Annotated in this window: 29 protein-coding genes; 6 read left to right on the plus strand and 23 right to left on the minus strand. The window is 61.7% G+C overall.

All coding sequences use genetic code 11. The features are described 5' to 3' along the window. Nucleotides 1-58 precede the first annotated feature (58 nt). Genes mnhG through CRO46_RS11925 form a run of 7 tightly spaced genes read right to left on the minus strand, consistent with a single transcriptional unit; the run spans nt 59 to nt 6,041 of the window. Entirely contained in the window at nt 59-391 is a 333-nt protein-coding gene (gene mnhG, locus CRO46_RS11895; protein ID WP_097107989.1) for a monovalent cation/H(+) antiporter subunit G, read from the minus strand. Continuing rightward, nucleotides 384-812, minus strand: coding sequence for a cation:proton antiporter (locus CRO46_RS11900; protein ID WP_097107990.1), 429 nt, complete (start codon nt 810-812; stop codon nt 384-386). Before CRO46_RS11900 ends, mnhG begins: the two co-directional genes overlap by 8 nt. After that, nucleotides 809-1,282: a Na+/H+ antiporter subunit E gene (locus CRO46_RS11905; protein ID WP_097107991.1), complete on the minus strand. Its 474-nt coding sequence runs from the start codon at nt 1,280-1,282 to the stop codon at nt 809-811. The genes CRO46_RS11900 and CRO46_RS11905 overlap by 4 nt, the downstream gene beginning before the upstream one ends. Then, on the minus strand, nt 1,279-2,847 hold the full coding sequence (locus CRO46_RS11910; protein ID WP_097107992.1) for a Na+/H+ antiporter subunit D: 1,569 nt from the start codon (nt 2,845-2,847) through the stop codon (nt 1,279-1,281). The genes CRO46_RS11905 and CRO46_RS11910 overlap by 4 nt, the downstream gene beginning before the upstream one ends. Before the next feature lie 11 nt (nt 2,848-2,858). Next, nucleotides 2,859-3,236 (minus strand): Na+/H+ antiporter subunit C, encoded by a 378-nt coding sequence (locus CRO46_RS11915; RefSeq protein WP_097107993.1) that lies wholly within the window; start codon nt 3,234-3,236, stop codon nt 2,859-2,861. Next, nucleotides 3,236-3,655 (minus strand): Na(+)/H(+) antiporter subunit B, encoded by a 420-nt coding sequence (locus CRO46_RS11920; protein ID WP_097107994.1) that lies wholly within the window; start codon nt 3,653-3,655, stop codon nt 3,236-3,238. Before CRO46_RS11920 ends, CRO46_RS11915 begins: the two co-directional genes overlap by 1 nt. A 1-nt stretch (nt 3,656) precedes the next feature. Beyond that, nucleotides 3,657-6,041, minus strand: coding sequence for a putative monovalent cation/H+ antiporter subunit A (locus CRO46_RS11925; RefSeq protein WP_097107995.1), 2,385 nt, complete (start codon nt 6,039-6,041; stop codon nt 3,657-3,659). A 396-nt stretch (nt 6,042-6,437) separates the two neighbouring features. Here CRO46_RS11925 and CRO46_RS11930 point away from each other — a divergent pair, with 396 nt between their 5' ends. Next, on the plus strand, nt 6,438-7,700 hold the full coding sequence (locus CRO46_RS11930; protein ID WP_244577870.1) for an aminotransferase-like domain-containing protein: 1,263 nt from the start codon (nt 6,438-6,440) through the stop codon (nt 7,698-7,700). Nucleotides 7,701-7,705: 5 nt separating this feature from the next. Here CRO46_RS11930 and CRO46_RS11935 read toward each other — a convergent pair whose 3' ends face one another. Beyond that, nucleotides 7,706-8,587, minus strand: coding sequence for a LysR substrate-binding domain-containing protein (locus tag CRO46_RS11935; protein WP_097107996.1), 882 nt, complete (start codon nt 8,585-8,587; stop codon nt 7,706-7,708). Between the two features lie 106 nt (nt 8,588-8,693). Here CRO46_RS11935 and CRO46_RS11940 point away from each other — a divergent pair, with 106 nt between their 5' ends. Next, complete coding sequence (locus tag CRO46_RS11940; protein WP_097107997.1) at nt 8,694-9,398, plus strand: SDR family oxidoreductase; 705 nt, start codon at nt 8,694-8,696, stop codon at nt 9,396-9,398. A 21-nt stretch (nt 9,399-9,419) separates the two neighbouring features. Next, nucleotides 9,420-9,668 carry a DUF6552 family protein gene (locus CRO46_RS11945; RefSeq protein WP_097107998.1) on the plus strand — a complete coding sequence of 83 codons (249 nt, stop codon included), beginning with the start codon at nt 9,420-9,422 and terminating at the stop codon, nt 9,666-9,668. A 12-nt stretch (nt 9,669-9,680) separates the two neighbouring features. On the opposite strand, the gene CRO46_RS11950 is transcribed toward CRO46_RS11945, so the two are convergent. The 13 genes from CRO46_RS11950 to CRO46_RS12010 form a co-directional block, all read right to left on the minus strand. Beyond that, nucleotides 9,681-10,913: an acyltransferase family protein gene (locus CRO46_RS11950; RefSeq protein WP_097107999.1), complete on the minus strand. Its 1,233-nt coding sequence runs from the start codon at nt 10,911-10,913 to the stop codon at nt 9,681-9,683. A gap of 219 nt (nt 10,914-11,132) precedes the next feature. Then, nucleotides 11,133-12,152: a ketol-acid reductoisomerase gene (gene ilvC / locus CRO46_RS11955; RefSeq protein WP_097108000.1), complete on the minus strand. Its 1,020-nt coding sequence runs from the start codon at nt 12,150-12,152 to the stop codon at nt 11,133-11,135. A 125-nt stretch (nt 12,153-12,277) separates the two neighbouring features. After that, a complete protein-coding gene (locus CRO46_RS11960; RefSeq protein WP_244577887.1) occupies nt 12,278-12,874 on the minus strand; it encodes a TetR/AcrR family transcriptional regulator C-terminal domain-containing protein in 597 nt (198 codons plus the stop codon). A gap of 184 nt (nt 12,875-13,058) precedes the next feature. Next, nucleotides 13,059-13,505 (minus strand): RpiB/LacA/LacB family sugar-phosphate isomerase, encoded by a 447-nt coding sequence (locus CRO46_RS11965; RefSeq protein WP_097108002.1) that lies wholly within the window; start codon nt 13,503-13,505, stop codon nt 13,059-13,061. Nucleotides 13,506-13,528: 23 nt separating this feature from the next. Continuing rightward, nucleotides 13,529-14,803: a TRAP transporter large permease gene (locus CRO46_RS11970; protein ID WP_097108003.1), complete on the minus strand. Its 1,275-nt coding sequence runs from the start codon at nt 14,801-14,803 to the stop codon at nt 13,529-13,531. Between the two features lie 8 nt (nt 14,804-14,811). Next, on the minus strand, nt 14,812-15,279 hold the full coding sequence (locus CRO46_RS11975) for a TRAP transporter small permease (protein WP_097108004.1): 468 nt from the start codon (nt 15,277-15,279) through the stop codon (nt 14,812-14,814). A gap of 59 nt (nt 15,280-15,338) precedes the next feature. Next, nucleotides 15,339-16,331 carry a TRAP transporter substrate-binding protein gene (locus CRO46_RS11980; RefSeq protein WP_097108005.1) on the minus strand — a complete coding sequence of 331 codons (993 nt, stop codon included), beginning with the start codon at nt 16,329-16,331 and terminating at the stop codon, nt 15,339-15,341. Nucleotides 16,332-16,359: 28 nt separating this feature from the next. Continuing rightward, nucleotides 16,360-17,109 (minus strand): FadR/GntR family transcriptional regulator, encoded by a 750-nt coding sequence (locus CRO46_RS11985; protein WP_097108006.1) that lies wholly within the window; start codon nt 17,107-17,109, stop codon nt 16,360-16,362. Nucleotides 17,110-17,517: 408 nt separating this feature from the next. Continuing rightward, a complete protein-coding gene (locus CRO46_RS11990) occupies nt 17,518-18,018 on the minus strand; it encodes a hypothetical protein (protein WP_143439025.1) in 501 nt (166 codons plus the stop codon). Between the two features lie 171 nt (nt 18,019-18,189). Continuing rightward, nucleotides 18,190-18,939 carry a pyridoxine 5'-phosphate synthase gene (locus CRO46_RS11995; protein WP_097108008.1) on the minus strand — a complete coding sequence of 250 codons (750 nt, stop codon included), beginning with the start codon at nt 18,937-18,939 and terminating at the stop codon, nt 18,190-18,192. 172 nt (nt 18,940-19,111) lie between these two features. Beyond that, nucleotides 19,112-19,387, minus strand: a complete 276-nt coding sequence (locus CRO46_RS12000; protein WP_143439027.1) for a hypothetical protein — start codon at nt 19,385-19,387, stop codon at nt 19,112-19,114. A 213-nt stretch (nt 19,388-19,600) separates the two neighbouring features. Then, nucleotides 19,601-20,266 carry a DNA-3-methyladenine glycosylase I gene (locus CRO46_RS12005; protein ID WP_097108010.1) on the minus strand — a complete coding sequence of 222 codons (666 nt, stop codon included), beginning with the start codon at nt 20,264-20,266 and terminating at the stop codon, nt 19,601-19,603. Nucleotides 20,267-20,528: 262 nt separating this feature from the next. Beyond that, on the minus strand, nt 20,529-21,221 hold the full coding sequence (locus CRO46_RS12010; protein WP_097108011.1) for a hemerythrin domain-containing protein: 693 nt from the start codon (nt 21,219-21,221) through the stop codon (nt 20,529-20,531). Nucleotides 21,222-21,339: 118 nt separating this feature from the next. Between CRO46_RS12010 and CRO46_RS12015 the strand changes: the two genes are divergently transcribed. The 3 genes from CRO46_RS12015 (at nt 21,340) to CRO46_RS12025 (ending at nt 24,264) form a co-directional block, all read left to right on the plus strand. Next, the gene (locus CRO46_RS12015) at nt 21,340-22,263 is read left to right on the plus strand and encodes a LysR family transcriptional regulator (protein WP_097108012.1); all 924 of its coding nucleotides are present in this window, start codon (nt 21,340-21,342) and stop codon (nt 22,261-22,263) included. A 223-nt stretch (nt 22,264-22,486) separates the two neighbouring features. Beyond that, entirely contained in the window at nt 22,487-23,683 is a 1,197-nt protein-coding gene (locus tag CRO46_RS12020; RefSeq protein WP_097108013.1) for an alkane 1-monooxygenase, read from the plus strand. After that, the gene (locus CRO46_RS12025; RefSeq protein ID WP_097108014.1) at nt 23,680-24,264 is read left to right on the plus strand and encodes an HD domain-containing protein; all 585 of its coding nucleotides are present in this window, start codon (nt 23,680-23,682) and stop codon (nt 24,262-24,264) included. The genes CRO46_RS12020 and CRO46_RS12025 overlap by 4 nt, the downstream gene beginning before the upstream one ends. Nucleotides 24,265-24,452: 188 nt before the next feature. On the opposite strand, the gene CRO46_RS12030 is transcribed toward CRO46_RS12025, so the two are convergent. Then, complete coding sequence (locus CRO46_RS12030) at nt 24,453-25,127, minus strand: spermidine synthase (RefSeq protein WP_097108262.1); 675 nt, start codon at nt 25,125-25,127, stop codon at nt 24,453-24,455. Between the two features lie 164 nt (nt 25,128-25,291). Further along, a complete protein-coding gene (locus CRO46_RS12035) occupies nt 25,292-26,413 on the minus strand; it encodes an autotransporter outer membrane beta-barrel domain-containing protein (protein WP_179759040.1) in 1,122 nt (373 codons plus the stop codon). Nucleotides 26,414-26,435: the final 22 nt, after the last annotated feature.

Here is a 26,435-nt window from a genome sequence, read left to right on the forward strand (position 1 = left end):
ATCAAAATAAATTTAAAAGTTGTGCTCAACATTGAACTACATTGGTGGTTTTGCTCACCTAATCTTCCGGCTTCATCTCATCCATGACGGAAATCGAAGCTAACCGGTATCCCACCGCATAGGCAGCCTTAGCCAGAAGATGCGACGAAACCGGGGCAGTGAGCAGGAAAAAGACAACGCCGGCAAGAGCCCGAGACATGGTTCCGACGTCGTTTGCTTGAACGGCCAGCGCGATCAGCATCAGGCAGGCCCCCATCGTTCCGGCCTTGGACGCCGCATGCATGCGCGTGTAGAGATCTGGCAGGCGCAGCAGACCGATTGAAGCAACGAGAGCGAAAACAGAGCCGATCACCAGCAGGGCGGCAGAAATCAATGTGACGACATCATTCATGGTCTTGCCTCCCGGAAATCTTGTTATCGCCTGACGACGGTGCGGTGGCGGTACGAGCCTTGGCGTCCGGTCCCGCGCTCAAGGCCGCCTTGCGTGCGGCTGCAGCAGCCTGGCGGGCTTCGGTAATGATGTCATCCTCGGTCTTGCCACGCGACAGCACGAATCGGGCAAAGGCAACGGTGGCGAGAAAGCCCACCAGACCCAGCGCAATGGCGACATCGACGTAGAGCGTGTAGCCGGTCTTGATGCCGATCACCGCGATGAAGCCGATGGCAATGGCAACAAGCATGTCGAGACCGAGGATCCGGTCGGGCAAGGTCGGTCCCTTGACGATGCGGTAGATGGTGACCAGGAACGACAGGCTCAGGATCGCCAGAGCAAGGGTGACGGCAGAATCAAAAATCGCGGCGACACTGATCATCGGAACGCCTCCATGATCTTGCGCTCGAAGCCTTCGGCAATGTCGCGGCGAGCGGCTTCCGGGTCCGAGGCATCGATGGCATGCACGTAGAGAATGCGCCGGTCGTCGGAAACGTCCACCGACAGCGTGCCGGGCGTCAGGGTAATAAGATTGGCCAGCATGGTGATCTCGAAATCGCGATCGACCCGCAACGGATAGGCGAAAATTCCCGGTTTCAGGTTCATGTTCGGCGACAGCACCATGACCGCAACGCGCCAGGCCGAGAGCACCAGTTCATAAACGAACAGCACCAACAGCGACAGCACCCGGCGGGCGCGCGAAAAATACCCGACCGACCCGACCTGCTCGCGAATCAGCGACAGCGCAAAGATCGCAAGCAGGAAGCCGAAGGCAAAGTTCAGGAAACTGAACGAACCGGTGACCGCCGACCAGCTCAGGGCGAGCAGAAGATTGACCAGGAACAGGCTCATTGCGACGCCTCCACGGGAAAGACCGACAGCACATAGGCGGAGGGATCAATCAGCCCGCGGGCGGCATCCTGCGCCAGTGCCATCACCGGCTCGGGCCAGACACCGGCGGCTATCGTGACGGCAACCAGGCCGGCAAGCGCAATGGTCGCGCCGGCCGATAACGAGGCCGGCACCATTGTTGCCGGGCCCTCGCCCGGAGCCGGACGCCAATAAGCCAACACCCAGATCCGCCCGACGGTAATCGTTGTCAGGAGCCCGGTCACGAGAATCGCTCCGGCCAGCCACCAGGCACCGATGTCGAGCGATGCCTTGACCAGCATGATCTTGGGCCAGAGCCCGGAGAACGGCGGCAGCCCTGCCACGGAAAGGAACAGGATCAGCGTCATCGCAGCGAGAAATGCGTTCCTGGCGTAAAGCCCGCCTGCGCTGGTGAGTTCGAAACTGCCGCCAAGCCGCGCACCGATGCCGGTGGCGAAATACAGCGCCGTCATCACCACCATCGAATGGGCGGCGTAGAAGATCGCGCCGGACAGGCCGGCCGGGCTGCCGAGCGCCAGGCCTGCCATCATCACCCCGATGCCGGAAATCACCAGAAAGCCGAGCGAGCGGCGGATGTCGTTCTGCGCCAGCGCCCCGACGACGCCGAGAATCATGGTCAAGGCGGCTGCGATCGCAATCAGGAACGACAGCTCCTCGCGCTCGAACGGAAACAGCATCCCGAGGATGCGGAGCAGCGCGTAGATGCCGACCTTGGTCAAGAGGCCGGCAAACAGCGCCGAAACCACCAGCCGCGGGGTGTGGTAGGACGCGGGCAGCCAGAAATTGACCGGAAACGCAGCCGCCTTCATGGCGAAGGCCAGCAGATAGAGCGTGACCAGCGTCATCAGCGGCGCCGTGCCGCGCAACTCCGACGCCTTGACGGTGATGTCGGCCATGTTGAGGGTGCCGAACAGGCCATAGAGATAGCCGGTCGCGACCAGGAACAGCGTCGTGGCGACCAGGTTGAGGAAGGCATATTTGACCGCCCCGTCCAGCTGCTTGCGCTCGGAGCCAAGCACCAGCAAGCCGAAGGACGAGATCAGCAGAACTTCGAACCAGACATAGAGATTGAAGATGTCCCCGGTCATGAAGGCGCCGAGAATACCGGCCATGATCAGCAGCAGGAACGGGTAGAAACCATAACGGCGGCCGGTGTCATCGACATCGGAGCGGCCGTAGATGCCAGCCCCCAGCGCCACCAGCGCAGAGGTTGCTGCAAAGAATGCGCCGAGCAGATCGACCGTGAAGGAAATGCCGAATGGCGGCAACCAGCGCCCCATGGTCATGGTGACGGTGCCGTTCTGGATGACATGGGCCAAAAGCGCAAACGTCATCAGCACCAGGATGCCAAGCGCCGGAATGGCGACCAACGGCTGGATATCGGTCCGCTTGCGCAGCATCAAAAGGATCGCGCCGAGCAGGATGCACCAGACCACAGGAGCCGCCACCAGCCAGTCAGCAGCCGGTACCTTGTCCATGGTGTAGGCGACGGAGAGGTCTGCCAGAGGTTCGCTTTTACCAGCCATACCCGGCTCCCTCAGTAACCAGTTGGCGGCGATGGCTCGGCCATCGGCTCAGCGACGCGCATCTCGTCGGAATTGTCGGTGTGCAGTTCCTGGAAGGCGCGGTAGCCCAGCACCAGCAGGAAGGCAAAGAACGAGAACGAGATCACGATGGCCGTCAGGACCAGGGCCTGCGGCAGTGGATTGGCGGCAAAATCGCTCAGGGCATCGCTGTCGCCGCCGATGATCGGCGGTACTTCCCGCGTGACCCGCCCGGCGGTGAAGATCAGCAGGTTGACGGCGTTGCCGAGAATGGCCGCACCCATCAGCACCCGGATGATGTGCTTGGACAAAAACAGGTAGATGGCGACGGTGAAAAATGCGCCCACCAGGATGGCGAAAATTGGTTCCATCAGTCGCGGTCCCTTTCCTCAAGCGCCAGCGCAATCGAGGAGATCGCGCCAACCACCACCAGATAGACACCGACATCGAAGACCAGCACGCTCGACAGGGCGACTTCCGCGCCGAAGATCTGCGGATAGATCCAGAGCCCCGACATGTAGGGAACGCCGGCAAAGACCGAAAGCACACCGGCCATGGCAGCCATGAACAGGCCGAAGGCGGCAATCGCCATCGGATGAAAATAGATGGCGCGGCGCACCGGAGCAACACCGCAGGCAATGCCGTAGATCGCCAGGGCCGACGCAGCGATCAGGCCGCCGATAAAGCCGCCGCCGGGCTCATTGTGGCCACGCAGCAGAACGAAGACCGAAAACAGCACCATCAAGCTGGTCAGGTAAGGCGCGATCGAGCGGAAGATTACCGTGCGCATGTCATCTTGCCTCCGCTGTCTGATCGGCGACGGCGATTCCGTCAGGATCATTATCCGCCACCCGGGCGCGCGGCGTGCGGATCCGGATCAGGGCCAGGATGGCCAGGCCTGCGACCATGACCACGGCAATCTCGCCCAGCGTATCTGTTCCGCGGAAGTCGACCAGGATGACGTTGACCACGTTGGTGCCGTGCGCGACGACCTTCGAATAGGCCGCGAAAAACTCGCTGAGAGCCGTGTTGAAGGGCTGCTGCGTCACCGCGATCAGATAGAGGGTGAAACCGATCCCGCAGGCAAGCGACACGCTCATGTCGAAAAGCTTTTGCAGCGTTGGCCGGTGGTCGGAAGCATGCAGCTTCAGGCGGGTCATCACCAGGGCAAGAATGACGACGGCGAGCGTTTCGACCATGAACTGGGTGAAGGACAGGTCCGGCGCGCCAAACAGCATGAAGATCAACGCCACGGCAAAGCCCTGGACGCCCAGCGAGACAATCGCGATGAGCCGGTCGCGCGCATAGAGCACGGCAAGCAGGCCGATCACACCGATGGCGATGACCACCAGTTCATGAAACTGAACATCGTCCGGCCAGACCGGAACAGCCGGCCATTCGCCGTACCAGGCCATGGGGCCGATCAAGGCGGCGGCGATCATCAGGAAGGTGACGGTCATGTAGATGTCCAGCCGGCCGGGCTGAAGAATCCTGGTCAGCGAGACCGAAAGCCGCACGAGACCGGAGACGAACTGGTCGAAACCCCGGTCCGGTCCCCAGCCGATGGCGGCAAGCAGCGACGCCATGCCGGCGCGCAGCCGGTCGAGCATGCGGTAGGCGATGATGCCGAAGATGACGGTGACAATCGACAGGATCAGCGCCGGACCCATGTGCGGGATCAGCGAGATGGTCACCTCTTCGGGCGCCCCGGCGACGGCGCTCGCCATCGGTGAAGAGATGAAGCGGTGGGTGAGCGGCGACACCAGCGCTGCCGCCAATGCTGCCAGGCTGAGCGTCAGAGGCCCGAGCCAGAGCAGTACCGGGCCTTCATGGGCCGCCTTCGGGGTTTTGACCGCGGGGCCAAGGAACGGCTTGATGGCAACGGCAAAGCCGATGACGAACATCAGGCCATTGCCGATGACCGCAACGGCGACAAAGGCCAGAGACCAGATATCGGTGGCCCAGAGCGCGTAGTAGATTTCCTCCTTGGCGAGAAAGCCGAAGAAGGGCGGCAGACCGGCCATGGAAATGGCAGCGGCGATGGCAGCAAAGAATGTGACCGGCATTGCCTTGCGCAGTCCGCCGAGCCTGGTCACGTCGCGGGTGCCGGCCTCGTGGTCGATCAGGCCGGCGACCATGAACAATCCGCCCTTGAACAGCGAATGCGCCACCAGATAGAGCACGGCTGCGGCGACGGCGTGCTCGGAACCGAAGCCGGTCAGCATGACCAGGAGGCCGAGCGAGGACACCGTGGTGTAAGCGAGCATCAGCTTGAGATCGGTCTGGCGGATGGCAAGCAGCGTGCCGACAATCAGCGTGGCGCCGCCAAAGACCGGCAGGATGGTTTCCCACCAGACGGTCTCGCCGAGCACCGGGTTAAGGCGCATCAGAAGATAGACGCCGGCTTTGACCATGGTGGCCGAATGCAGATAGGCCGAGACCGGTGTCGGCGCTTCCATGGCGTTCGGCAACCAGAAATGCAGCGGAAACTGTGCCGATTTGGAAAACGCGCCGCCAAGCACCAGGAACAGCGCCAGAAGGTAGAACGGGCTGGCGCGGAGCTCGTCGCCGTAGTTGAGCAGCAGCGACAGCTGGGTCACGCCGGTAATGTTCCAGATCACCAGCAGGCCTGCGAGCAACGCCAGGCCGCCGCCACCGGTCACCACCAGCGCCTGGACGGCGGCGCGGCGCGAGGCCTCGCGGGTGTGATCAAAGCCGATGAGCAGGAACGAGGTGATGGAGGTCAGTTCCCAATAGACAAACAGCATCAGGAAGCTGTCGGAGATGACCACGCCGAGCATGGCGCCCATGAACAGAAGCATGAACGAGAAGAAGCGGCCAAGCTGGGCGTGCCCCTTCAGGTAACCACCCGAATAGAGGATGATCAGCGTGCCGATGCCGGAAATCAGAATTGCGAAAGTGAGCGACAGGCCGTCTATCAGCCAGGAGAAGCTGACGTTGTAGGAGGGGACCCACTGAAAGCCGCCGGTGACGATGCCGCCATCGGCCACCTCGGCAGCAAAGCCAAGAAAATGGATGAAGATCGCCAGCGGCGCCAAGGCCAGAAGCCAGGCGGCATTGTGGCCAAGACGGCGCGTCAGCCACGGAGCAACCACCGCCGCCAGGAATGGCAGCATCAAGACAATAAAAGTCGCACCAGGCGCAGCTGCGCTCATCAATATTCCCCGGGGGACGGCCCTCTGATTTCCACTTGGCGTGAAATTATGTTCGTCACTTAGTCATCGCATTCGATCAGGACAAGCCAATCCTTTGCATTATTCGTGGAAAAGCAATGTCCGCAGCGGACGAAATGAACACCTGCGTCAATCTAACCGATTAGGATCGCGACAGGTGCGGCTGGCCAGCATCAATCGCCGGGATCTCCCTGAATCCGGTCACACCAAAATAGGTCAGCATTATTGACATAAATTCCGATTCGTGATCATTGTTTCCCCCGGGCCGCCTTGAGCGCATGATTGTTGCGCGAAATCCGCTCTGCCTGACGAATTGAAATCATGAGCTGCCGAAATGAGGGGCACGTCGCCCCTGGCATGGCAAATGGGGGAATGGAGATGAGCACTCAGATGCAGGCTGATACGACCGGCGCGCTTGCGGCTGGACACGGTCTTGACTGGCCACATCTGTTCGCCACGCGGGCGGAGCGGATGAAGGCATCGGAAATCCGCGAATTGCTGAAGCTGCTCGATCAGCCCGACGTGATTTCCTTTGCCGGCGGCATTCCCGACCCGGCGCTGTTTCCCGCCGAAGCTTTTGGCGCGGCGCTCCGCTCGGCGCTAACGGGGGACACGAAGGGCGCGGCGCTGCAATATTCGGTCAGCGAAGGCTACAAGCCGTTGCGGGACTGGCTGGTCACCCGCATGGGCTCGCTCGGCATAGCCTGCACCGCCGACAACATCATGATCACCTCGGGCTCGCAGCAGGCGCTCGACTATCTCGGAAAACTGTTCCTTTCGAAGGGCGACACCGCGCTGGTTGGCTGGCCGACCTATCTCGGCGCACTGCAGGCCTTCAACGCTTATGAACCGAACTACGACCGGCTCACCCCGCTCGGCAACCGTTCGGCGGGCGATTACCGCGAGACGGCGCAGGCAATGGGCGGGAAGGTGAAGTTCGCCTATGCCTCGGCCGATTTCGCCAACCCGACCGGCGAGACGCTGCCCGAAAGCGCGCGCACCAGGATCCTCGAGCTGGCCGAGGCGCTCGACATCGCCGTGATCGAAGACGCCGCCTACCAGTCGCTCCGCTATGACGGCGACGAGGTCCCTCCCCTGCTGGCGCTCGACATCAAGCGCAGCGGCGCGATCGACAACACCCGCACGATCTATTGCGGCTCGTTCTCCAAGACCCTGGCCCCGGGCTTGCGCGTCGGCTGGGTCTGCGCGGCAAAGCCGGTTGTTTCAAAACTGGTGCTGATGAAACAGGCCGCCGATCTGCATTCGGCGACGCTCAACCAGATGGCAATCCACACCGTCGCCTCCGAAGGGTTTTCGGCCCAGGTGGCGAAGATCAAGGCGACCTACCAGGCCCGCCGCGACGCCATGCTCGATGCCCTTGCCCGCCACATGCCCGAAGGCGTGAGCTGGACCAGGCCCGACGGCGGCATGTTCATCTGGGTCACCCTGCCCGAACAGTTCGACGGTGCGGCGCTGCTCGCAGAAAGCATCAGACGCGAACGCGTCGCCTTCGTCCCCGGCCGCGCCTTCTTTGCCGACGGCTCTGGCGCCAACACGATCCGGCTGTCGTTCTCCTGTGCCTCCGAAGCGATGATCGAGGAAGGGATCAAGCGCCTGGGCCGGGTGGTTCGGGGCGGTTAGAGCCCCTACGCCCACGCTTTGCCGAACTGCGCGCACAACCACTCCGCCAGATGATCCCGGTCTTTTGCCGGGCGGGCGGGTTTGATGGGGGCAACGGCGTGGTAGCCGATTGCGGGGCTGGCGTCGTCGCGCCAGACCACCACCAGATCTTTTGATTTGATCTCCTCTTCGATCAGCACTTCAGGCGCGATGGCGATGCCGCGGACGGAGCGGGCGGCGGCAATTGCAAGTGCCGTCTGGTTGAAGCGGGAGATGCGTGCGGACTTGCCGGCACCTTCGTCGCTGCCGAGCAGCTGACGCCAGTACTGGTGGCTGCTTTCGAGCAGCCGGTGGGCGCGGAAGTCTTCGAGGCTGCCTATCGGCGGCGCGGCTTGCAGATAGGCGGGACTGGCGACCGCCACCAGCTCGAGCGGCGCGAGTTCCACTGATCTGAGCTCTGGCGCGAAGGGCGGGCTTGCCTGCCGGACCACCAGATCAACGCCGTCGGCGCCGAAATCGGACAGCGCCTCGGAAGCAATCACCTGCAACTCGATCTCCGGATACAGCGCCTCGAATTCCGCGAGGCGCGGCATCAGCCACATCGAGGCAAATGACGGCGGCACGGAGAGCACGACGCTGCGGGTCTGGGGCGCCAGCCGTGCGGTGGCCTGATCAATGCGGGTGAGTGCGGCATGGATCTCGGTGAAATAGGCCGCGCCTTTGCCGGTCAGTTCCAACCCCCGTGGCCTGCGGACAAACAGCTTCTGGCCAAGCGCGGCTTCGAGATTGCGCACCTGCTGGGCGACCGCGCCCTGTGTGAGATTGAGCTCTTCGGCGGCGAGACGGAAATTGAGATGCCGGGCAGCGCACTCGAAGGCGCGCACGCCGTTGAGATTGGGCAGACGCATGCAGCGCTCCAACTGACAGTAGATTTTCTACAGTCTTAGCCAGAAAACATGATTGGTCAATCTTTCAGGCGCCCGGTAATTTCAGCGCAACCGAAGGAGACACGAAATGAGCGAACACAAGGTTGCCTTGATCACCGCAGGCGGCAGCGGCATGGGCGCGGACGCAGCCCGCAGGCTGGCGGAAGATGGCTTCAAGGTCGGCATCCTGTCCTCTTCAGGCAAGGGCGAAGCGCTGGCCGAAGAGCTTGGCGGGGTGGGCCACACCGGCTCCAATCTCGATGCCGACGCCCTGTCGGCCTTTGTCGACAAGGCGCTCAAGGCCTGGGGCCGGATCGATGTGCTGGTCAATTCCGCCGGGCACGGGCCGAAGGGCGATCTGCTGTCGATCAGCGATGACGACTGGCACAAGGGCATGGAATATTACCTGATGAACGTGATCCGGCCTGTCCGGCTGGTCACGCCGCAGATGGAGCGTCAGGGCGGCGGCACGATCATCAACATCTCGACTTTCGCTGCGTTCGAAGCCGATCCGCTGTTTCCCACCTCTGGCGTGTTCCGAGCCGGGCTGGCGTCCTTCACCAAGCTCTATTCAGACCGTTACGCGGCGAAAAACATCCGCATGAACAATGTGCTGCCGGGCTTCATCGATTCGCTGCCGGAGACCGAAGAGCGCAAGGCACGGATCCCGATGGGGCGTTATGGCCATCAGCGCGAGGTCTCGTCGCTGATTTCCTATCTGGCATCGGACGATGCCGCCTACATCACAGGGCAAAACCTGAGGATAGACGGCGGCTTGACGCGGTCGGTTTGACCGGCGCCCCCGGGGAAGTCGATGACCAATGCTGTTTTCAACGGGGTTACGGGCGAGCGGATCGCCTTCGCCATCAAGTGGGTGGCGTCGGCCATTCAGATCCTCGGCTACACCGCGACCGGTTTCGGCTTCACGCCCTGGAACCTCTACCTGTTTGTGATCGGCGTGTTCGGCTGGTTTGCCGTCGGCGTGTTGTGGAACGACCGGGCGATCATGCTAATCCACATCGTGGCGTTTGCAGCGATGCTGGCGGGCATGGGCGCGGGCTGAGCCTCTCTGTCCCTAGCTTCTCGCGGGGTAAGGGCGATCCGTCGCCATGTCGCTGCGCCGGACGGCCGCGCCGCCGCGTTCTGCGGTTGCCGGGAGCGGCCTGGCGCCCGGCACGGTCTTCCGCCTCACCCCGTTGAACACCAGCGTCAGCACCGCGCTGCGGCTGATGGCCAAGTGGACGGCATAGGAAATGAGGCCGGCGAAGTGCGCGATGATGGTGAATTCGACGACCGGCGGCAGGTCGACCATCAGAAACAGTGTTGCCAGCACATAGATCACCGGATGGTGGAACAGGTAGATGGTGAACGAGGCACCGACCAGCTTGCGCACGCGCGCGTCCGGGCGGTTGAAATGCCGGTGCGCCAGGCTCGAGATGTAGCCGACGATCAGGAGGGCTCCGAAGATAGCCGCCATCACCTTCAGGGTGTGATCGATCAGGTCGGTGTGCGGCGCCTGCGAGAACGTGACCAGGACCACCCCGGCGAGCGCGGCCATGGGGCCGGGCTTCCGCAGCAGCTCGTTGAGCCTGGGGCTCGCATAGACCAGCGCGCCGAAGCCGAAATAGACGACATAGAGATTGTAGTTGATGACCGCGTTTCCGTAATAGGGGCTTGCCGCAGCGACGATTTCCTGGGCGCGGGCGGCGAGTTCGCAGAGGGCGGCAAAGGCCGCCAGCGAGAGGATGCGGTTGTCAGCGACCCAGTCGACGAAGGCTTCCAGCCGGGCGCGCAAGGTGCCGCTGCTCAGTGCCTGCAGGAGCGCCAGCGCCATGCAATAGGCGATCAGCACCCAAAGAAACCACAGATGCGAAATCCACGGTTCGCCGAATTGGCTGAGCTGGGCCGCGATCAGGCCGGGAACCTCGGAGGCGGGCACCGTGCCCTTGACGGCAAGCGCCAGCTGCTGGACCAAGATCTGAAACGGCACGATGAGCAAGATCGCCGAAAGCAGCGGCAGTCCGAGACGGATGAGCCGGCCCCTGAGCCACGGCCAGGCCCCCTGCCGGTCGACGAGCATCATCGAGAACAGGCCGGCAAGCAGGAAGAAGCCGGGCATGCGGAAGCTGTGCAGGAAATCGGCGAGATGGGTGAGCGCCTGACTCTTGTCAGGCGAGGCGACCGACCATTCGTGGCTCAGCGAATAGATCACCGCAGCATGGAACGGGATGCCCAACATCAAAAACAACGCACGGGAAAAATCCCAGTGGTGCAGCCGCATTGCCGTTTTGCGCTGCCTCGAAGTCATCGGCTTTCCGATCGTCTTGATTGCCGCTCAGTCGAACCAGCATGATGGCTCACAAAAGGTTAAGACACGGTGGGAATAACCCGTAGGATTTCATTCAAATTTTAGCGTTCAGTCGCTCACGGCGAAAGGGGCTGCGATACGCGAGCCCAGCCTGTGCCAGAACGGGAAAGGCCGGGGTTTTCGCCCCGGCCTCTCTGATCAACGGTTTGTCACGAGGACTTAGTTCTTGGCCTTGTCGACCAGCGCGTTGCCCTTGATCCAGGGCATCATGCCGCGCAGCTTCTCGCCGACTTCCTCGATCTGGTGACGGTCGTTCATGCGGCGGATGCCCTTGAAGCGCGATGCGCCAGCCTTGTATTCCTGCATCCAGTCGCTAGTGAACTTGCCGGTCTGGATGTCGTGCAGGACCCGCTTCATCTCGGCCTTGGTTTCCTCGGTGATGATGCGCGGACCGGTCACGTACTCGCCCCACTCGGCGGTGTTGGAGATCGAGTAGTTCATGTTGGCGATGCCGCCTTCATAGATCAGGTCGACGATCAGCTTGACCTCGTGAAGGCACTCGAAATAGGCCATTTCCGGTGCGTAACCGGCTTCGACCAGGGTTTCGAAACCGGCGCGGATCAGCTCGACCAGGCCGCCGCAGAGAACAACCTGTTCGCCGAACAGGTCGGTTTCGCACTCTTCGCGGAAATTGGTCTCGATGATGCCGGACCGGCCGCCGCCGACGCCGCAGGCGTAGGAGAGTGCGAGGTCATGGGCGTTGCCGGAAGCATCCTGGTGGATGGCGATCAAGCAGGGTACACCGCCGCCCTTCTGGTATTCGCCGCGCACGGTGTGGCCGGGGCCTTTCGGCGCGATCATGACGACATCGACCGATGCCTTTGGCTCGATCAGGCCGAAATGGACGTTGAGGCCGTGGGCAAAGGCTATGGCAGCGCCGTCGCGGATATTGGCTTCGATGTGATCCTTGTAGATGTCGGCCTGCAGCTCGTCAGGCGTCGCCATCATCATAAGGTCGGCCCAGCCGGCAGCCTCGGCAACGCTCATCACCTTGAAGCCATCGGCTTCGGCCTTCTTGGCCGTGGCCGAGCCTTCGCGAAGTGCTACGGCGACGTTGCTTGCGCCCGAATCCTTGAGGTTGAGCGCATGCGCCCGGCCCTGCGAACCGTAGCCGATGATGGCCACCTTCTTGGACTTGATCAGATTGAGGTCGGCGTCACGATCATAATATACGCGCATGATAGTCTCCCGTTTGCGTATGGTGTCTTTGTCTTGCAAGGGCTGCAGGCACTCTGCCTGCCGCCAATTTCTGTTTCTTCTGTCTTAGCGTTTCCGTGCTGCGGCGTTGGCCTCAGCTCCGGGGTTCAGCCTCGTCCGTAAAGGCGCATGAAATGGGCTGCGGCGGTTGCGGATATGGTCCTGATTTCGGTGTCATCGGGGCGCCGGTCTTCGCCCAGAAGCGCACGGATCTGGGTGTCGGCCACCACCAGGCCGAAAAACGTGCGGCAAGCCGTATCAACCTCGTCGAAATCCAGCAAGCCCGCAGCCCTGCCCGCTTCAAACAAGGGCGCCAGCCGCTGCCGCATGGCAAACGGGCCGTTGGTTAGAACGATGGCACCAAGCCGGCTCTTGCCGGATCCGGCGTGGGAGACGGCGGCGCGGTTGAGCGCAATCGACAGGTCGCCGGTCAGCACGGTGAGCCAGTTCTCGGCAAAGCCGTTGAGTGCGGCTTCGAGGCTGTCGCGGGTCAGCTTGTCCTGCGGCAGCTTTGGCATCCGCACCTTCGACGCCTGCCAGCGTACCGTGGCGGTCAGCAGCCCATCACGGTCGCCGAACCACTTGTAAAGCGTCTCCTTCGAGCAGCTGGCAGCACGGGCCACCGCGGCAACGGAAAACCCGTCGCCCTCGGCCACCATCAGCTTGAGCACCGCATCAAGCACCTCCTGCTTCCGCTCGGACATCGCCTCGCCCGCCGATGCGCCAAAGGCGGCATCAGCGGGGGCTGCGGTCTGCTTGGGAGCAGTTTCGGAAGCTGGAGATAATGTCATGCAGAGGCTGTACCGTACCGTACGGTACTCTGTCAACAGGAGTTTGCGCACCGGTAACCGAATTCAGCCGGAACCGGGTTTCCGGTGCGCACAGATCTCAGCGTTCGGAATCCATCACGTGAAGTTTTTCCACCCGCCGGCGGAATTCCTCGCTGGTGGAGAATTCGGCTTCCAGGAAGGCACGGATCAGATCACTGGCGAGCCAGGGGCCGACAATCTGGGCGCCGATGCACATGACATTGACATCATCGTGCTCGACACACTGGTGCGCAGAGTGAACATCATGGCAGACGGCGGCGCGGATGCCCTTGACCTTGTTGGCGGCAATCGAGGCGCCAACGCCGGTGCCGCAGACCATGATGGCGCGGTCGGCAGTGCCGTCCGCCAACGCACCGGTCACCAGTTTGGCAATGTCGGGAAAATCCACTGGCTGATCGTCGAACGAGCCGACATCGGTGACTTCATGGCCCAGTGCCTTGATGGTTTCCAGGGCATGCGCCTTCATGGGGAAACCGGCATGATCGGAACCGACGACTATTCGCATTATGGATTTTCCTTCCAATGGGGCTAACGCAGGAAGCTGGGAAGCCAGAGTACAAGATCAGGGGCGAAGGTGATCACGCCGAGCGTCAGCAGCAGCGGGACATAGAACGGGGCAAGCGCCCTGAGCAGCTGACGCAGCGAAATGTCGGCGATCGAGCAGACCAGAAACAGCGACAGCCCCATGGGCGGTGTCAGCAGCCCGATCATCAGATTGAAGATCGCGACAATGCCCAGATGCACCGGGTCGACGCCGGCCAGCACCATCGGCGGTGCAATCACCGGCACCACCAGCAGCGTCGCGGTGGTGGAATCGAGGAACATGCCGGCGATGAAGAAGATCAGGTTGGCGATCAGCAACAGCACCAGCGGGTTGGTCGACAGCTGCAGGATCAGCGCAGCGAAATCCTGCGGCACCTGCTCGACGGCAAGGATCCAGCCGAACAGGGCGGCGGCGGCAACAATGATCAGGATCGCGCTGGTCGAGCGCACCGTGGCCAGCATCGAGTTCCACAGATGCGCCCATGTCAGCTCACCGTAAATCAGCGCGCTGATCAGGATGACATAGACCGCAGTCACAGCGGCAGCTTCTGTCGGCGTGAACAGGCCCACCAGCATGCCTGCAATCATCAGCACCGGCGCCAGGATCGCCGGAAGTGCCGGAAGCAGAGAAACCCAGACCTCCCCTAAAGTGGGCCAGCGTTCGGCCCGGGGCATGGCATGGCGCATCGAAAGCACAGCTGCGGTCAGCATCAGCAGGGCAACGCAGATGAGTGCCGGAACGATGCCTGCGAGCAGCAATTGCACGGTCGAGACGCTGGTCACCGAACCGTAGACGATGAGCGGGATGCTCGGCGGAAAGATCGGACCGACAACAGCCGACGAGGCAGTGACCGCAGCCGAAAACGGGGCGCTGAAACCACGCTTGCGCATGGCCTCGATCTCGATCTTTCCCAGTCCGCCGACATCGGCCAAAGCTGCGCCTGACATGCCGGAAAAGATGAGCGACGAGAATATGTTGACCTGGGCGAGACCGCCCGGCGCGCGTCCAACAAGGGTGTCGGCGAAACGGAAGATGCGGTCGGTGACCCCGGAGAGGTTCATCAGATTGCCGACAAAGATGAACACCGGCACGGCCACCAGCGGAAAACTGTCGAGCGCATAGGTGACGCGCTGGGCCAGCAGACCGAGCGGAAAGCCCTCGACAAGGATATAAACGATGCTCGGCAGCAGGATGGCATAGACCACCGGGAACCCGAGGATGAAGAGCGCCAGAAAGGCCAGAATGATGACAATACCCATGGCTGCTCTCAGATGCTGACGCTGGTGGCTTTCTGCGGCGGCCTGCGCAGATGGACAATGTGGACGACCGCCGCGGCAGCAAAACCGAACAGGGTGGAGCCGAGGAAGAGCCAGAATGGAATCTTCAGCGTCGGTGTAGCGTTGTTGAGGTTCTTGCCGATGGTGCCGAGCACCGCATAGGCAACCAGCCCGGCAATGAAGATCGCTGACAGCGAGGTCAGCAGGTCAAGGAACCGCCGGAACAGATCCGGCATCGCCTTGCGCAGATCCCCCATGACGATGTTCTCACCAGCCTCGACCACCAGCGGGAAGCTGATGAAGACAACGCAGATCAACAGAAAGCGTGTGAACTCTTCCGCACCAACTATCGGCGCGCCGAAGACCGAGCGCATGATGATCTGGGCGAATGGCACGAAGACCAAGGCGCCGAGCAAAAAAACGCTGGCGATTTCAACAATGCGTCTGGCAAGTTTCATGACACCCTTCCCCCGGTAAAGTGGCGGGCGCCCAAAGACGCCCGCCGGTCAGCACAGGGTTACTCGACCGCTGCGATCTGCTCGATATAGGGGGCAAAATCCGGGAAGTCGGCCCGGATCTGATCCAACACCGGGGTGCGGAAAGCATCCATGTCGAGACCGTCGGCTTCGGTGATAACGGTCATGCCGTTCTCTTTCAGCTCCTCGACCAGACCGGCTTCCGATTCCTGCGCCCAGCGCAGCGACTCGTCGGCCTTCTCATCGAGCACCTTGGTGATCTTGGCGCGGTTGTCTTCACTCAGGGCCTGCCAGACGTCTTCATTGACGAAGACAGCAAGCACGGAGTGCATGTGGCCGGTCATGGCGACGTGCGACTGCACCTCGTAGAGCTTGTTGGCCGAAATCATGGTCAGCGGGTTTTCCTGACCGACCACCAGACCGGTCATCAGCGCGGTGGGGAGTTCGGAGACTTCCACCGGGGTCGGGGTTGCGCCGAAGCCCTTGACCATCGAGACCCAGAGATCGAGCGGAACGGCACGGAACGGCTTGTCCTTCAGGTCGGCAGGCGACTTGACCTCGAAATTGGACGAAATGTGACGGGCACCGCGATAGATGCGGCCGATGATGCGGACACCGCCCTCTTCAATCAGCTTGGCGTTGATTTCCTGCAGCGCAGGCGATGAGTCCGGGTCAGTCGCCGCCAGCGCCTGTTCGGCGCTGCGGTAGATGAACGGCGCATTGAACACCGCCACGTCCGGCACGATGCGCGCCAGCGAGGCAAAGTCGTGGTGACCCATCGAGATCGAACCGAGACGGACGCCGTCGACCATTTCGGCGACGCCGCCGAGCTGGCTGGCCGGGAACACCTTGACCGTGACCTCGCCGCCGGTGGCTTCCGCGATACCGGCGGCTGCTTCTGCCGCATATTGGGTCTGGATATCGCCTTCGGAGCCGACATGGGCGTAGCGAAGTTCTTCCGCGACAGCCGGAGCCGACATCAGGCCAAGGGTCAGGATGGCGGACGCAATGCGCCCGGTTATTGAAGTGTACATGCTTACTCCTCCACTGTTGATTTTCAGTCTACTTCGCCATTCCACCACTGCTGAAAGCAGCAATGATGCTCTTGCGGCGCAGTTCGTCGCCAATCGCGAAGTGCTGGCGCAGCCGGTGATCGGCAGCATCTCCATCCCCTTCCACGATCGAAAGAAATACCTGGCGGTGGGATTCCACCAGGTCGTCAATCACCTCCGGTGTCTTGTGCGTGACCTGACGGCGTTCGACATGGTTCTGCTTGAGCAGTTCCGAGATCGCCTTGTAGAGCGTGATCAGCGCCTGGCTGTGGCTCGCCTGAACGATGGCCGCATGGAAGCGGAAATCGGCCATGCCGCCCTTTTCGGGATCCGACAAGGTGTTGATAAGCGCAGTCAGCGAGCCGCCGATCCGGTCGAGATCGCTGTCTGTGGCGCGTTCGCAGGCGAGCCGGATTGCCTGGCATTCGATCGCCATGCGGGCCTGCATGATGTCTTCGGAGACGTTCTGTTCCTGGGCCAGGCTGAAGGTGAAGAAATTGGTGAGCACCGAAATATCGGCTTTGCCGACGAAAGCGCCACTGCCGTGCCGGATATCGACGAGACCGAGCATGGCCAGCGACCGCATGGTCTCGCGCAGAAGCGGGCGACCGACATTGAGCTGGGTGGCGAGATCGCGCTCGGCCGGCAGCCGGTCACCGGTCTTGAGCTCACCCGACAAAACCTTGTCGCGGAAGAATGCGAACACGCGCTCGCTTCCGGTTTGCGGATCGGAATCTTCCCTGGTGACGTTATCGTTCATTGGTCTCCTCCAGTGGTCTTACCACTTTAGATCTTTTTTGAGAACGAGAGTCAAGTGGGTGATCTGTAGCGATCAAAACCCCTTGGATCCGTGGATTTATAAGCGAAATAGCGCCTCTCGCTCACATCTTGCGAGCAAAATTGTCCTGACCACTTTTGATCATCGACGATTGCGGCAAAGGAGTACGGCTCACCAAAATTGGCACGTCCCGGCCGTACGGCGGATCAATAGCAGAGAACCGACGTGTCCATGCCAGTATCGCACGCCACCCCAACCTACGGCAGGTGAGCCGGGAAGCATGTACTGGCCGTGCCCCTGGGGCACACATGCCCGGACGGACTGCGGGATCAATTCTTGCGAACAAACAGCCGGTCGCCGGGGTCACCCGCTCGACCTGTTGAACAGGCGCTAGTCGGGACTGACCGGGGTCGGCAGCAGGCGGCAGCGGACCATGGCGGTGGGTGGGGTGCCGGGCGTGGTGGTGAGAGCCATCTGGCGGCTCGATAGCATCCGGATGGAGATGTTCTTGCTCGTCGTCATGCTGCCGCGCGCCTTGCAGATGGCTTCAAGGCTGTTGACGGCAGAGCCGGGCTTCCCTTGTGAGATTTCGCAGGTTTCGTTCGAGCGGCGAATGCTGTCAGGTGTAATGACGGCAAAGCCTTCAAAGCTGGTCTGGTCCATCATCGCGCATTTGTCGCCATTGCTGGCCCACACCCCGACATAGGCAAGCTTGCTCTGACTGCGGTCATGTTTGAGCGCTGCAAGCGTGTCTTTGCGCAACAGGCTCTCGGGCGGCAATACAGCGTCGAGATTGACCGAAGGCTTCTTTGAGGATTTTGACGACGGCTCGGTGACGCATCCCGCCAGGACCAGCATTGCCATCGTTACGATTATCTTGATGCGACTCATGGTGACCCCGGTTGAAGCGTGACTGGTTTCTGGCCGAGCAATTTGCGAAATTCAAGAAATATCAGGACGTCTTGCCTGCACAATGTCGATAGTCGCTGCCTTGGCCCGGTCGAAACTGCTGGCCGGCCGGCTCGGCAGGACCGTGTTGAGGGAGGTCAGACCAAAACAGGATCACGTGTGACCGCAGGCCCTGACAAAACGGCGAACGGTTTCCGCCATGCCGTATTCGAGCGCATCCGCAGTCAGACCGTGGCCGATTGAGACTTCCAGAAGCTCCGGAATGGCGCGGGCGAGAGCCGGCACGTTTGCGACCGTAAGATCATGGCCGGCATTGACGCCCAGGCCCAGTTCGGCGGCAATCTTTCCCGAATTCGCGAGCTTCTCAAGCTCTTCGGCAGCACGGGCCGGATCGTCGAAAGTGCCGCCATAGGGGCCAGTGTAGAATTCAACCCGGTCGGCACCGGTGGCTTTGGCCGCCTCGAGCGCCGCCCTGGTGGCATCGGGATCGCAGAACAGCGAGACCCGTGCGCCACCCTTCTTCAACCGCTCGACCACCGAGCGCAGGAGATTGCCCTTGCCCTCGAAATCCCAGCCATGGTCGGAGGTTGCCTGCGACGGATCGTCGGGCACCAGGGTGACCTGTTCCGGCGCGTTGGCTTCGACCAGATCGAGAAACTCTTCCGTTGGGTAGCCTTCGATGTTGAATTCGGCTTGAGGAAATTCATCGTCAATCAGCGCCCGGATCTCGGGAAGGTCTGAAAAACGGATGTGCCGCTGATCGGGACGCGGATGCACGGTCAGTCCATGCGCACCGTTTTGCAGCGCGATGCGGCCGAGGCCGGTGACACTTGGCCACGGCAGGTCACGGCGATTGCGCAGCATGGCGACGGCATTGAGGTTGACGGAGAGTTGCGCAGGCATGGAGGCCCCTCGGAAATGAACGATCAGACGAGCCACAGGCTCTCAGAGGTTTCCTAAAGCATCTGTCTTCGATGTGAAAATGAATTTCGGGAAAGCCTGCATTCCGAAATCAGATCAGTGCCCCCTGTCGCGGCGCCGAACGGGCGGCGCCTGCGCATTCCCGGCCCATAGATCAGGATCTGCCGCGCCGCAGCCGCGTCGAGTACTCCTTGATGTCGGCATCGTAGTCCTCGATCATCCGGCGCTGGCGCTTCCTGCCGATCCGCAGCGCTGTCCAGAAAAACACCACGGCAAAGACACCGATCAGGACGAAGATCGGACCGCCAAGATCCTTTGGATCGGACGACCCGAAGACCTGCACAAGCAGATCATCAAAACCGATTGCTTGCGCGGGCCCTGCAGTCACAAGGATGGCAGGCAGTGCGGCGATTGCAGACAAAAGGCGCATGAACATCTTCCCTGTTCAGATAATCCGCGGTCAGCCTAAGGAAATAATGTTAAGGAACTGGGCACGGGCCTCCTTTCCCCCGACGGTAAGTTGCCGCACGCTCCCTCTGGCGGCCCCAGCCTACGGTGTGAGCGAAAATCGAAAAAACGCCGACAAACACGAAAATCCATCGCATTGGCATTCTCTCTCAGTTTTCTCCGGCCAAAAGCGCGGTCAGAGGCTCATCGCCAGCACCCGGCTGATTTCGGTCAGTGAGCGGCCCGATTGCTCCATCCACACATTGAAGGCTGACTGGACGTCGGCCAAAGCCTTCTTCGAGGTCGGTTGCTTGTCGACCACGCCCTCGGCAATCAGCCGGTCAACCACGCTCTGGGACAGGATGAAGCTGTCCCTGCCCTGGCTGCGGAGGCAATACTGCCCGGTTGTGCCGCCAAGCCGGCTGCCCCGTTTCTTGAACAGATCGAGAAGACCGACGAAATCCGTCGACGGCCAGGCGGCAATGGCTTTGCCGGCGCCGCCGGATTGCGCCGCAAGCTCGCGGACAAAGATGGCGTTTTCCTGAACCGATCTGATCTTGGCGCCATTGCGGATGATCCGCGTGTCGGCAACCAACCGGCCGAAATCCTCATCATTGAGCATGGCGCATTTACCCGGGTCGAAGCCGTCAAACGCCGCCTCGAAACCCGGCCACATGCTTTCGACAACCTTCCAGTTGAAGCCTGCCTGAAAAACGCCTCTTGTCATCGCTGCAAGCCACCGATCATCGGGAATGGCGGCCAGCTCTCCCGCGCGCTTTGGTAACGGCAGCATGGCGTTGAGCGCCTCTGCTCCGCCCTTGCGGTTGGCAGCAATGTCAAAAATCTCGTCGAATGAACGCATTTGCCCTCCGGTGCAATGTTTCTTTACGTCGACACTAGAGCGGCTGACCCGGGGTTGGAAAGGCCGTTTCAAGGAGATGCGGCAAGGATCGAAAAATCAGAGAGGCCGCTGACGCGGCCTCCAGGCAATCACCCGCCAGCTTTTGGTTCTGACTGACCCCGGTCAACTCTGCCCGAGCGAAGGCAGTTCGGACAGCCGAGGCAGGTACCGGTCCGGATCCTTTTGCAGAACAGGTCGGGCGCGCGGTCGTTTAATGCAGGTTTCAGCACAGCGAAGCCTCCAGCGCGTTCCAGTCGCCGTGCCGCCAGGGGTGCCCGACAACAGTCTCCATGAATGCCGCAAACACGTTGTCGGGCATGCCCGCATGCATGCCGGTGACCATGGCCACCCGCTCGGAGGGAGTTGCGGCGCCAAGCATGGCGCGCGAGTACAAGGCCATTTCTTCCGGCGGTATGTCCTGCACAATTCGGGTGCGGATGCCGACAATTTCATCTGCCGAGAAGTGCTTCTCGATCAAGGGCATCAGAACCGTTTCTTCCTCATTCATGTGTGTCAAGTCATCGGCAAAGTAAACCGCGAAGCGCTGGTACAGACTGCGCAACTTTGCCGGCCTGTCATGAGCCGCGGCAGCAACATCCGCAGCCATCCGGCGCATCTCGACGAAGGCCTGCTCGTGCTCGGCATGGTCATCGCCGGCATGGATTGTAGCGCCGGGCGCGCGTTCATCGAGCAGAATGTGAATCTTCTCGTTCTCATGGTGCAGATGGCTTGCCGAGACCATCAGATGGGTTTCAAACTGCTGGAGAACGGAAGTCACCGCCGCCTCGTCGGATGGCTCAACCGACCCGAGCGAAATCAACATCTTTGCATTGGCGAAACGGAGGCCTTTGTGGATGGCATAGTAGAGATCTTCCTTGGTCTCGGCGGCCGGTTCAATGGTGGATTGGGCGTTCATGTCTAAAACTCCTGTCAACACCGGTTCATCCGGTGTTCGGGAGCGGGCAATAGCGGATAGGAAACGCTTGAAAAACGCCTCCAGTTCGGATTGAGTGTCGGAAAATTCGAGACAATCGATGGACCATCTCAAGGCGATGAAAGTGTTTCAGCGGATCGCGGAGCGCGGCAGCCTAAGTGCGGCCAGCCTCGATCTCGGTTTGTCGCGTGGTGGCGCCAGCGCGGTCCTCAGTGAACTCGAAGCCTATCTCGGTGTCCAACTGATTGAACGCACAACCCGCAGACTGCGGTTGACGGAAGACGGACGGCATTACCTGGAGCGGTCGCGATCGATCACCGAGGCGGTCCAGATCCTCGAAGACGAGATCGGTGCAGCGGAAAGGCAACCGCGCGGCCGGCTCAGAGTGCAGATTCCGTCAGGGCTGACAGCTATGGCGCTGGCGCCGGCTGTAAACAGCTTCATGGAGACCTATCCGCATATCGAACTTGACATCCTGTCGGGTGACGCAGTGCCGGATTTCATCGGCCAGCAGATTGATGCTGCAGTGATCATCGGCTCTGTACCGGAGGCCGACATTGTCGCCCGCCCGCTTGGCAGGATTCCGTCCACAACCGCGGCGGCACCGCGATACATCGAGCGGCACGGCGTGCCCGCCACGGTTGCCGATCTGAGCCGCCACCGTTGCGTGGCTGCGATAATCCCGGGATCGGGCCAGCGGGCGCCCTGGCGCTTTCATATCGCTGGCAAGGATGCGCAGTTGCGCGTGGACGGCCGGCTGGCATTTGAATCCCCGATGGCTGCGGTCGCCGCTGCGGTTTGGGGAGCAGGGATCGTCCAATTCGCCAGCTATCTGCTCTATTCGGACATTCGTGCCGGCCGACTGGTGGAAGTGCTGGAAGATGCACGTCCACGCGGTGTCGGACTGCATCTTGTGCATCCCCGCCACCGGCTCAAACCCAAGAAGCTCAAGATTTTCGAGCAATTCCTCCGCCAGCTTGATGTTGAGACCCGGCAGAAATGGCGTATCAAGGCCGTCAGCTGAAGCGAAGAAAATGCCGTGGGTCGATTTGCTTCAGGCAGGACTGACGGCCGGCCGGATCATATGCCGCGCAGCGCGTTTCTTCGTGCTGACGCGGGTCGGGACCTAGGCGACCCCTAAGCCGGCCCGGCGCAGCTTGCCAATCAGCTTGCTCCCGTCCACCCTGCCGCCTACCATCAGGCAGGAGATGCTGCGCCAACTGCGTGGCCACCCAGGGAGCCGTTCGATGATCTTCATCAGCACCACAAAGACCGGTGAACAGATCAAATACCGCGACAACAAGCGGTGGCTCTGGGTTCTCTCGGTGCTGTCTCCGTCGCTGCCCGGTCTGGCCGCGGTGACCTATCTTCTGACCGGAGATGCCTGGTGGGTGCTTGCGCCGGTGGTGTTTTATTACGGCATCTACATTGTCGGCGATCACCTGGTCGGCACCGATCCGAACAACCCGCCCGAGGAGGTGGTCGAGGCGATGGCTTCGGATCAATACTACCGGGTGCTGCTGTTTCTATCGGTGCCGGTTTTCTGGTTTTCCTTCCTCGCCTGCGCAATCGCGGCAGGCCAACCGGGCACGCCGCTCTGGGCCTGGATCGGCCTGGTGGTTGCTGCAGGCGTGAGTTCGGGCACAGCCATCACCGTCGGCCACGAGCTGGGCCACAAGCCCAACCGGCTCGACCAGTGGGGCGCCAAATTCGCTAATGCGGTGTCGGGCTACGGCCATTTCTGCATCGAGCACAATCGCGGCCATCACGTCCATGTCGCCACGCCCGGGGACCCCGCCTCCGCCCGGCTCGGGGAAAGCCTGTGGCGCTTCGCATGCCGGGAAATTCCGGGAACCGCGCGGCGCGGCTGGCAGATGGAGCGGGCACGGCTTGCGCGCAAGGGGTTGCCGTTCTACCACTGGCGCAACGACATCCTGCTGGGCTATGCGATCACGCTGGTGGCGGACCTGCTGCTGGTCGCCGCTTTCGGCTGGACCATGCTGGCCTTCGTGCTGGTCCACAATCTGATCGCCTGGTTTCACCTCACGACTGCCAATTACATCGAGCATTACGGGCTCAAACGGAAGCTCAATGCCGATGGACGCTATGCCCCGTGCGAGCCACGGCATTCCAGGAACACAAACCACATCATTTCCAACCTGATGCTGTTTCACCTGCAGCGGCACTCCGATCATCACGCCAATCCGCTCAGGCCCTATCAGGCGTTGCGCTCTTTTGACGACCTGCCGACCCTGCCGTCGGGCTATCCCGGCACCTTCCTGCTGGCGTCATTTCCACCTCTGTGGTTCCGGGTGATGGATCCGAAAGTACTCGACTGGGCCGGGGGCGATCTCGGCAAGACCAATCTTGATCCGGGACGGGCCAGGGATTACCAGACGCGCTGGCCTGCCCCGGTTTCACTTGACCGTGAGGCCGCACAGTGACGGCGCTGCCCGAGCCAGCCCGAATCGCGGCAATCCTGAGTTTTCTCGACGAGGCCAACCGGCTCAAGGACACGCTGCGCAGCGGCCGCACACCGAAAGGACGGCAGGAGAGCACGGCCGAACACAGCTGGCGGCTCTGCCTGCTTGCGATCCTGCTTGCCGACACGCTCGAAGGCATCGACCTGTTGCGGCTGATCAAGCTCTGCATCGTGCATGATCTTGGCGAGGCCCTTTCCGGGGATGTTCCGGCAACCGACCAGCAGGCCGGCGATAACCGTGCCGCCCGTGAACGGGCGGACCTTGACACGCTGTGCGCGCCCCTGCCCGGTGATCTGAAAAGTGAGATGATCGCGCTCTGGGACGAATATGCGGAAGCGCTGACGCCGGAAGCCGTCATGGCAAAGGGTCTCGACAAGATCGAAACCATGCTGACCCATTCCACCGGCAGCAATCCGGCCGGTTTCGATTACGGCTTCAATCTGGGCTACGGGGTGGAGGCGACCAGCCGGCACCCGCTGCTGGCCAGCATACGGGAACAGATCGACGCCAGAACCCGCAGGCTCGCGTCAAGCCAAGGCTGAAATCAATCCCGAAGGCAATTTCCCAGTTAAACGCCTGGGGTTCAACCGGGCCGGGTTGCCCGCAGAACGGTGTCTCAGGCAACCTTTGCGAGCCGCGTCGGCTTCTGTCACGGTGCAACCGGGTTGCGTGATTGGTCGCTTTTGCCAGATCTTCTTGCCACACCTCCCCAGGGCCAAAACCCCGGCATTCAGGCAGGCTTGACGGCCAGCCAGATCATGTGGCGGGCACCGCGCTTTTTGGTGCTGGCCCGGGTCGGCACTTCGGTAACCTCGAAACCCGCCTGTTTCAGCCGCCGGGTGAAGGCCGCGTCGGGCGCGGACGACCACACGGAAAACACTCCGCCCGGCGCCAGGGCCCGGTTAGCAGCGCCAAGCCCGGCGGCGGAATAGAGCGCGTCATTGCCCTGCCGGGTCAGACCGTCGGGGCCGTTGTCGACATCGAGGAGAATGGCATCCCAGTCATCCCGGGCATTACGGATCAAGTCGCCAACGTCTCCCTGGTGCAGGCGGACCCGGGGGTCGCCGAGACAGCCGTCAAAGACTTCCGCCATCGGGTCTTTCGCCCAGGCGATGACCTGCGGCACCAGTTCGGCGACCGTGATACTGGCATCCGCCGGCAACGCCTTGAGAGCGGCACGCAGGGTGAACCCCATGCCGAGCCCGCCGATCAGCATTCTGAGTGCCGCCCTCCCGGCAAGCTTTTCAGCCGCAAGCCTGGCCAGGGCCTCCTCCGAGCCACTGAGCCGGCTGTTCATCAACTCGTTGGAGCCGAGCATGATGGAGTATTCAGTGCCGCGGCGCATCAGCTTGAGCTCGATGCCGTCTTCGAGTTGAACGGCGTCGAGCCGTTGCCAGGGAATCATGGGGCCATCCATCGCCGAGGTGAAAATGCTGTCCATCCCTACACGCGGGCGCAGCATTTTCACAGCCATCATGGCTTCAGGCTTCGGACCCTGTCCGACCCTGCCCCGAACTCTGGACCGGCTGCGGCAGGCATTGGGCCCGCGCCACAGCCTTGCCGCAGCCGTCAGAACTTTGCGGACAGCCGGGCATTGAAGCCGTGGCTCTTCGCATTGCTGGCAAACTGGCCCTGATAGCTTAAGTCGAGTTCGGCGCCGCTGTCGAATTTAACGGCAAGGCCGGCTTCAATAAGCGCCATGGCGCGAGCAAACGAGGCACCGTTGATCGTGAACGCACTGCCACCGGCAAAGCCGTGGGCGAAACTTGTGTTGCCGGCGCTGGCGTGCTGCAAAGCAGCACTCGCCTTCGCGGTCGCTTCGAGGCCCAGCAGCGACATTTCCGTCTCTGGCCGCAGACCGATCCAGGAGAAGGTAACGTTGTTGTGCTGACTTGCAGCCGCCAGCGCCGCAGAGCCGCCCTGTTCAGCGAAACCTGAGTTGCGCAGATGCACCTGAGCAAGACCGGCAAACGGCTCGAGCCTGGCCCCGTCGACGATGAAGGCATAGCCCGTCTCGACAAAGGCCTGGGCACTGAGGATTTCCTGAACCGAGTTCAAAGACTGGGAGAAGGCACCGGAGACGGCTGCCGTACGAACGGTGTCAACCGTGTTGTAGGCAGCCAACAGGCCCGCCTTGTAGCTCCACCCGCCATGGACTCCGCCGAGATTTATGCCGGCCTGGAGCGTTTCCAAATCGGCGTTGGAAGCCCGTTCGCTGACCGACATGCCGATCTGGGTGTAACCGCCCATAAGACCGATTGTAACGGCGTCTGAATAGGCGTGGTCCAAACCGTAGACAAATCCGCCGGTGGCGCTCGTGGCGGCGGCAGCATTTCCGTCGCCGGCAAAACTGTTCCAATTGCCGATGGCCTGCCCCCAGATCGGAGATCCGGCCTTGGCGGAGGCCAGATGCGAGAGCACCGCGCCACGCGACAGGCGGCTGTCATTGATCAGCACTGAACGAAGGCTTGCATTGATTTCGCTGGAGAGGCTGTTGTAGGCGGCCTGCGCCAGCGTATCGCTGGACACGGTCGCGACAACACCCTTGTAGATCGCGCTTGTGGCGCCGAGCGCTTCGATGGCCGAGGCGATCGAGGACTGGTTCCTTGTCCGGGCCGTGGAGGCAAAATCGATATCATTGCGCTCCAGTGTCAGGGCAAGATCATTGCCGGTGCCTGCTGCATAGTTCAATGATGGATCGAGAAACAGCAGA

This window comes from Parahoeflea halophila (assembly GCF_900220985.1).
Taxonomy (GTDB): Bacteria; Pseudomonadota; Alphaproteobacteria; order Rhizobiales; family Rhizobiaceae; genus Hoeflea; species Hoeflea halophila.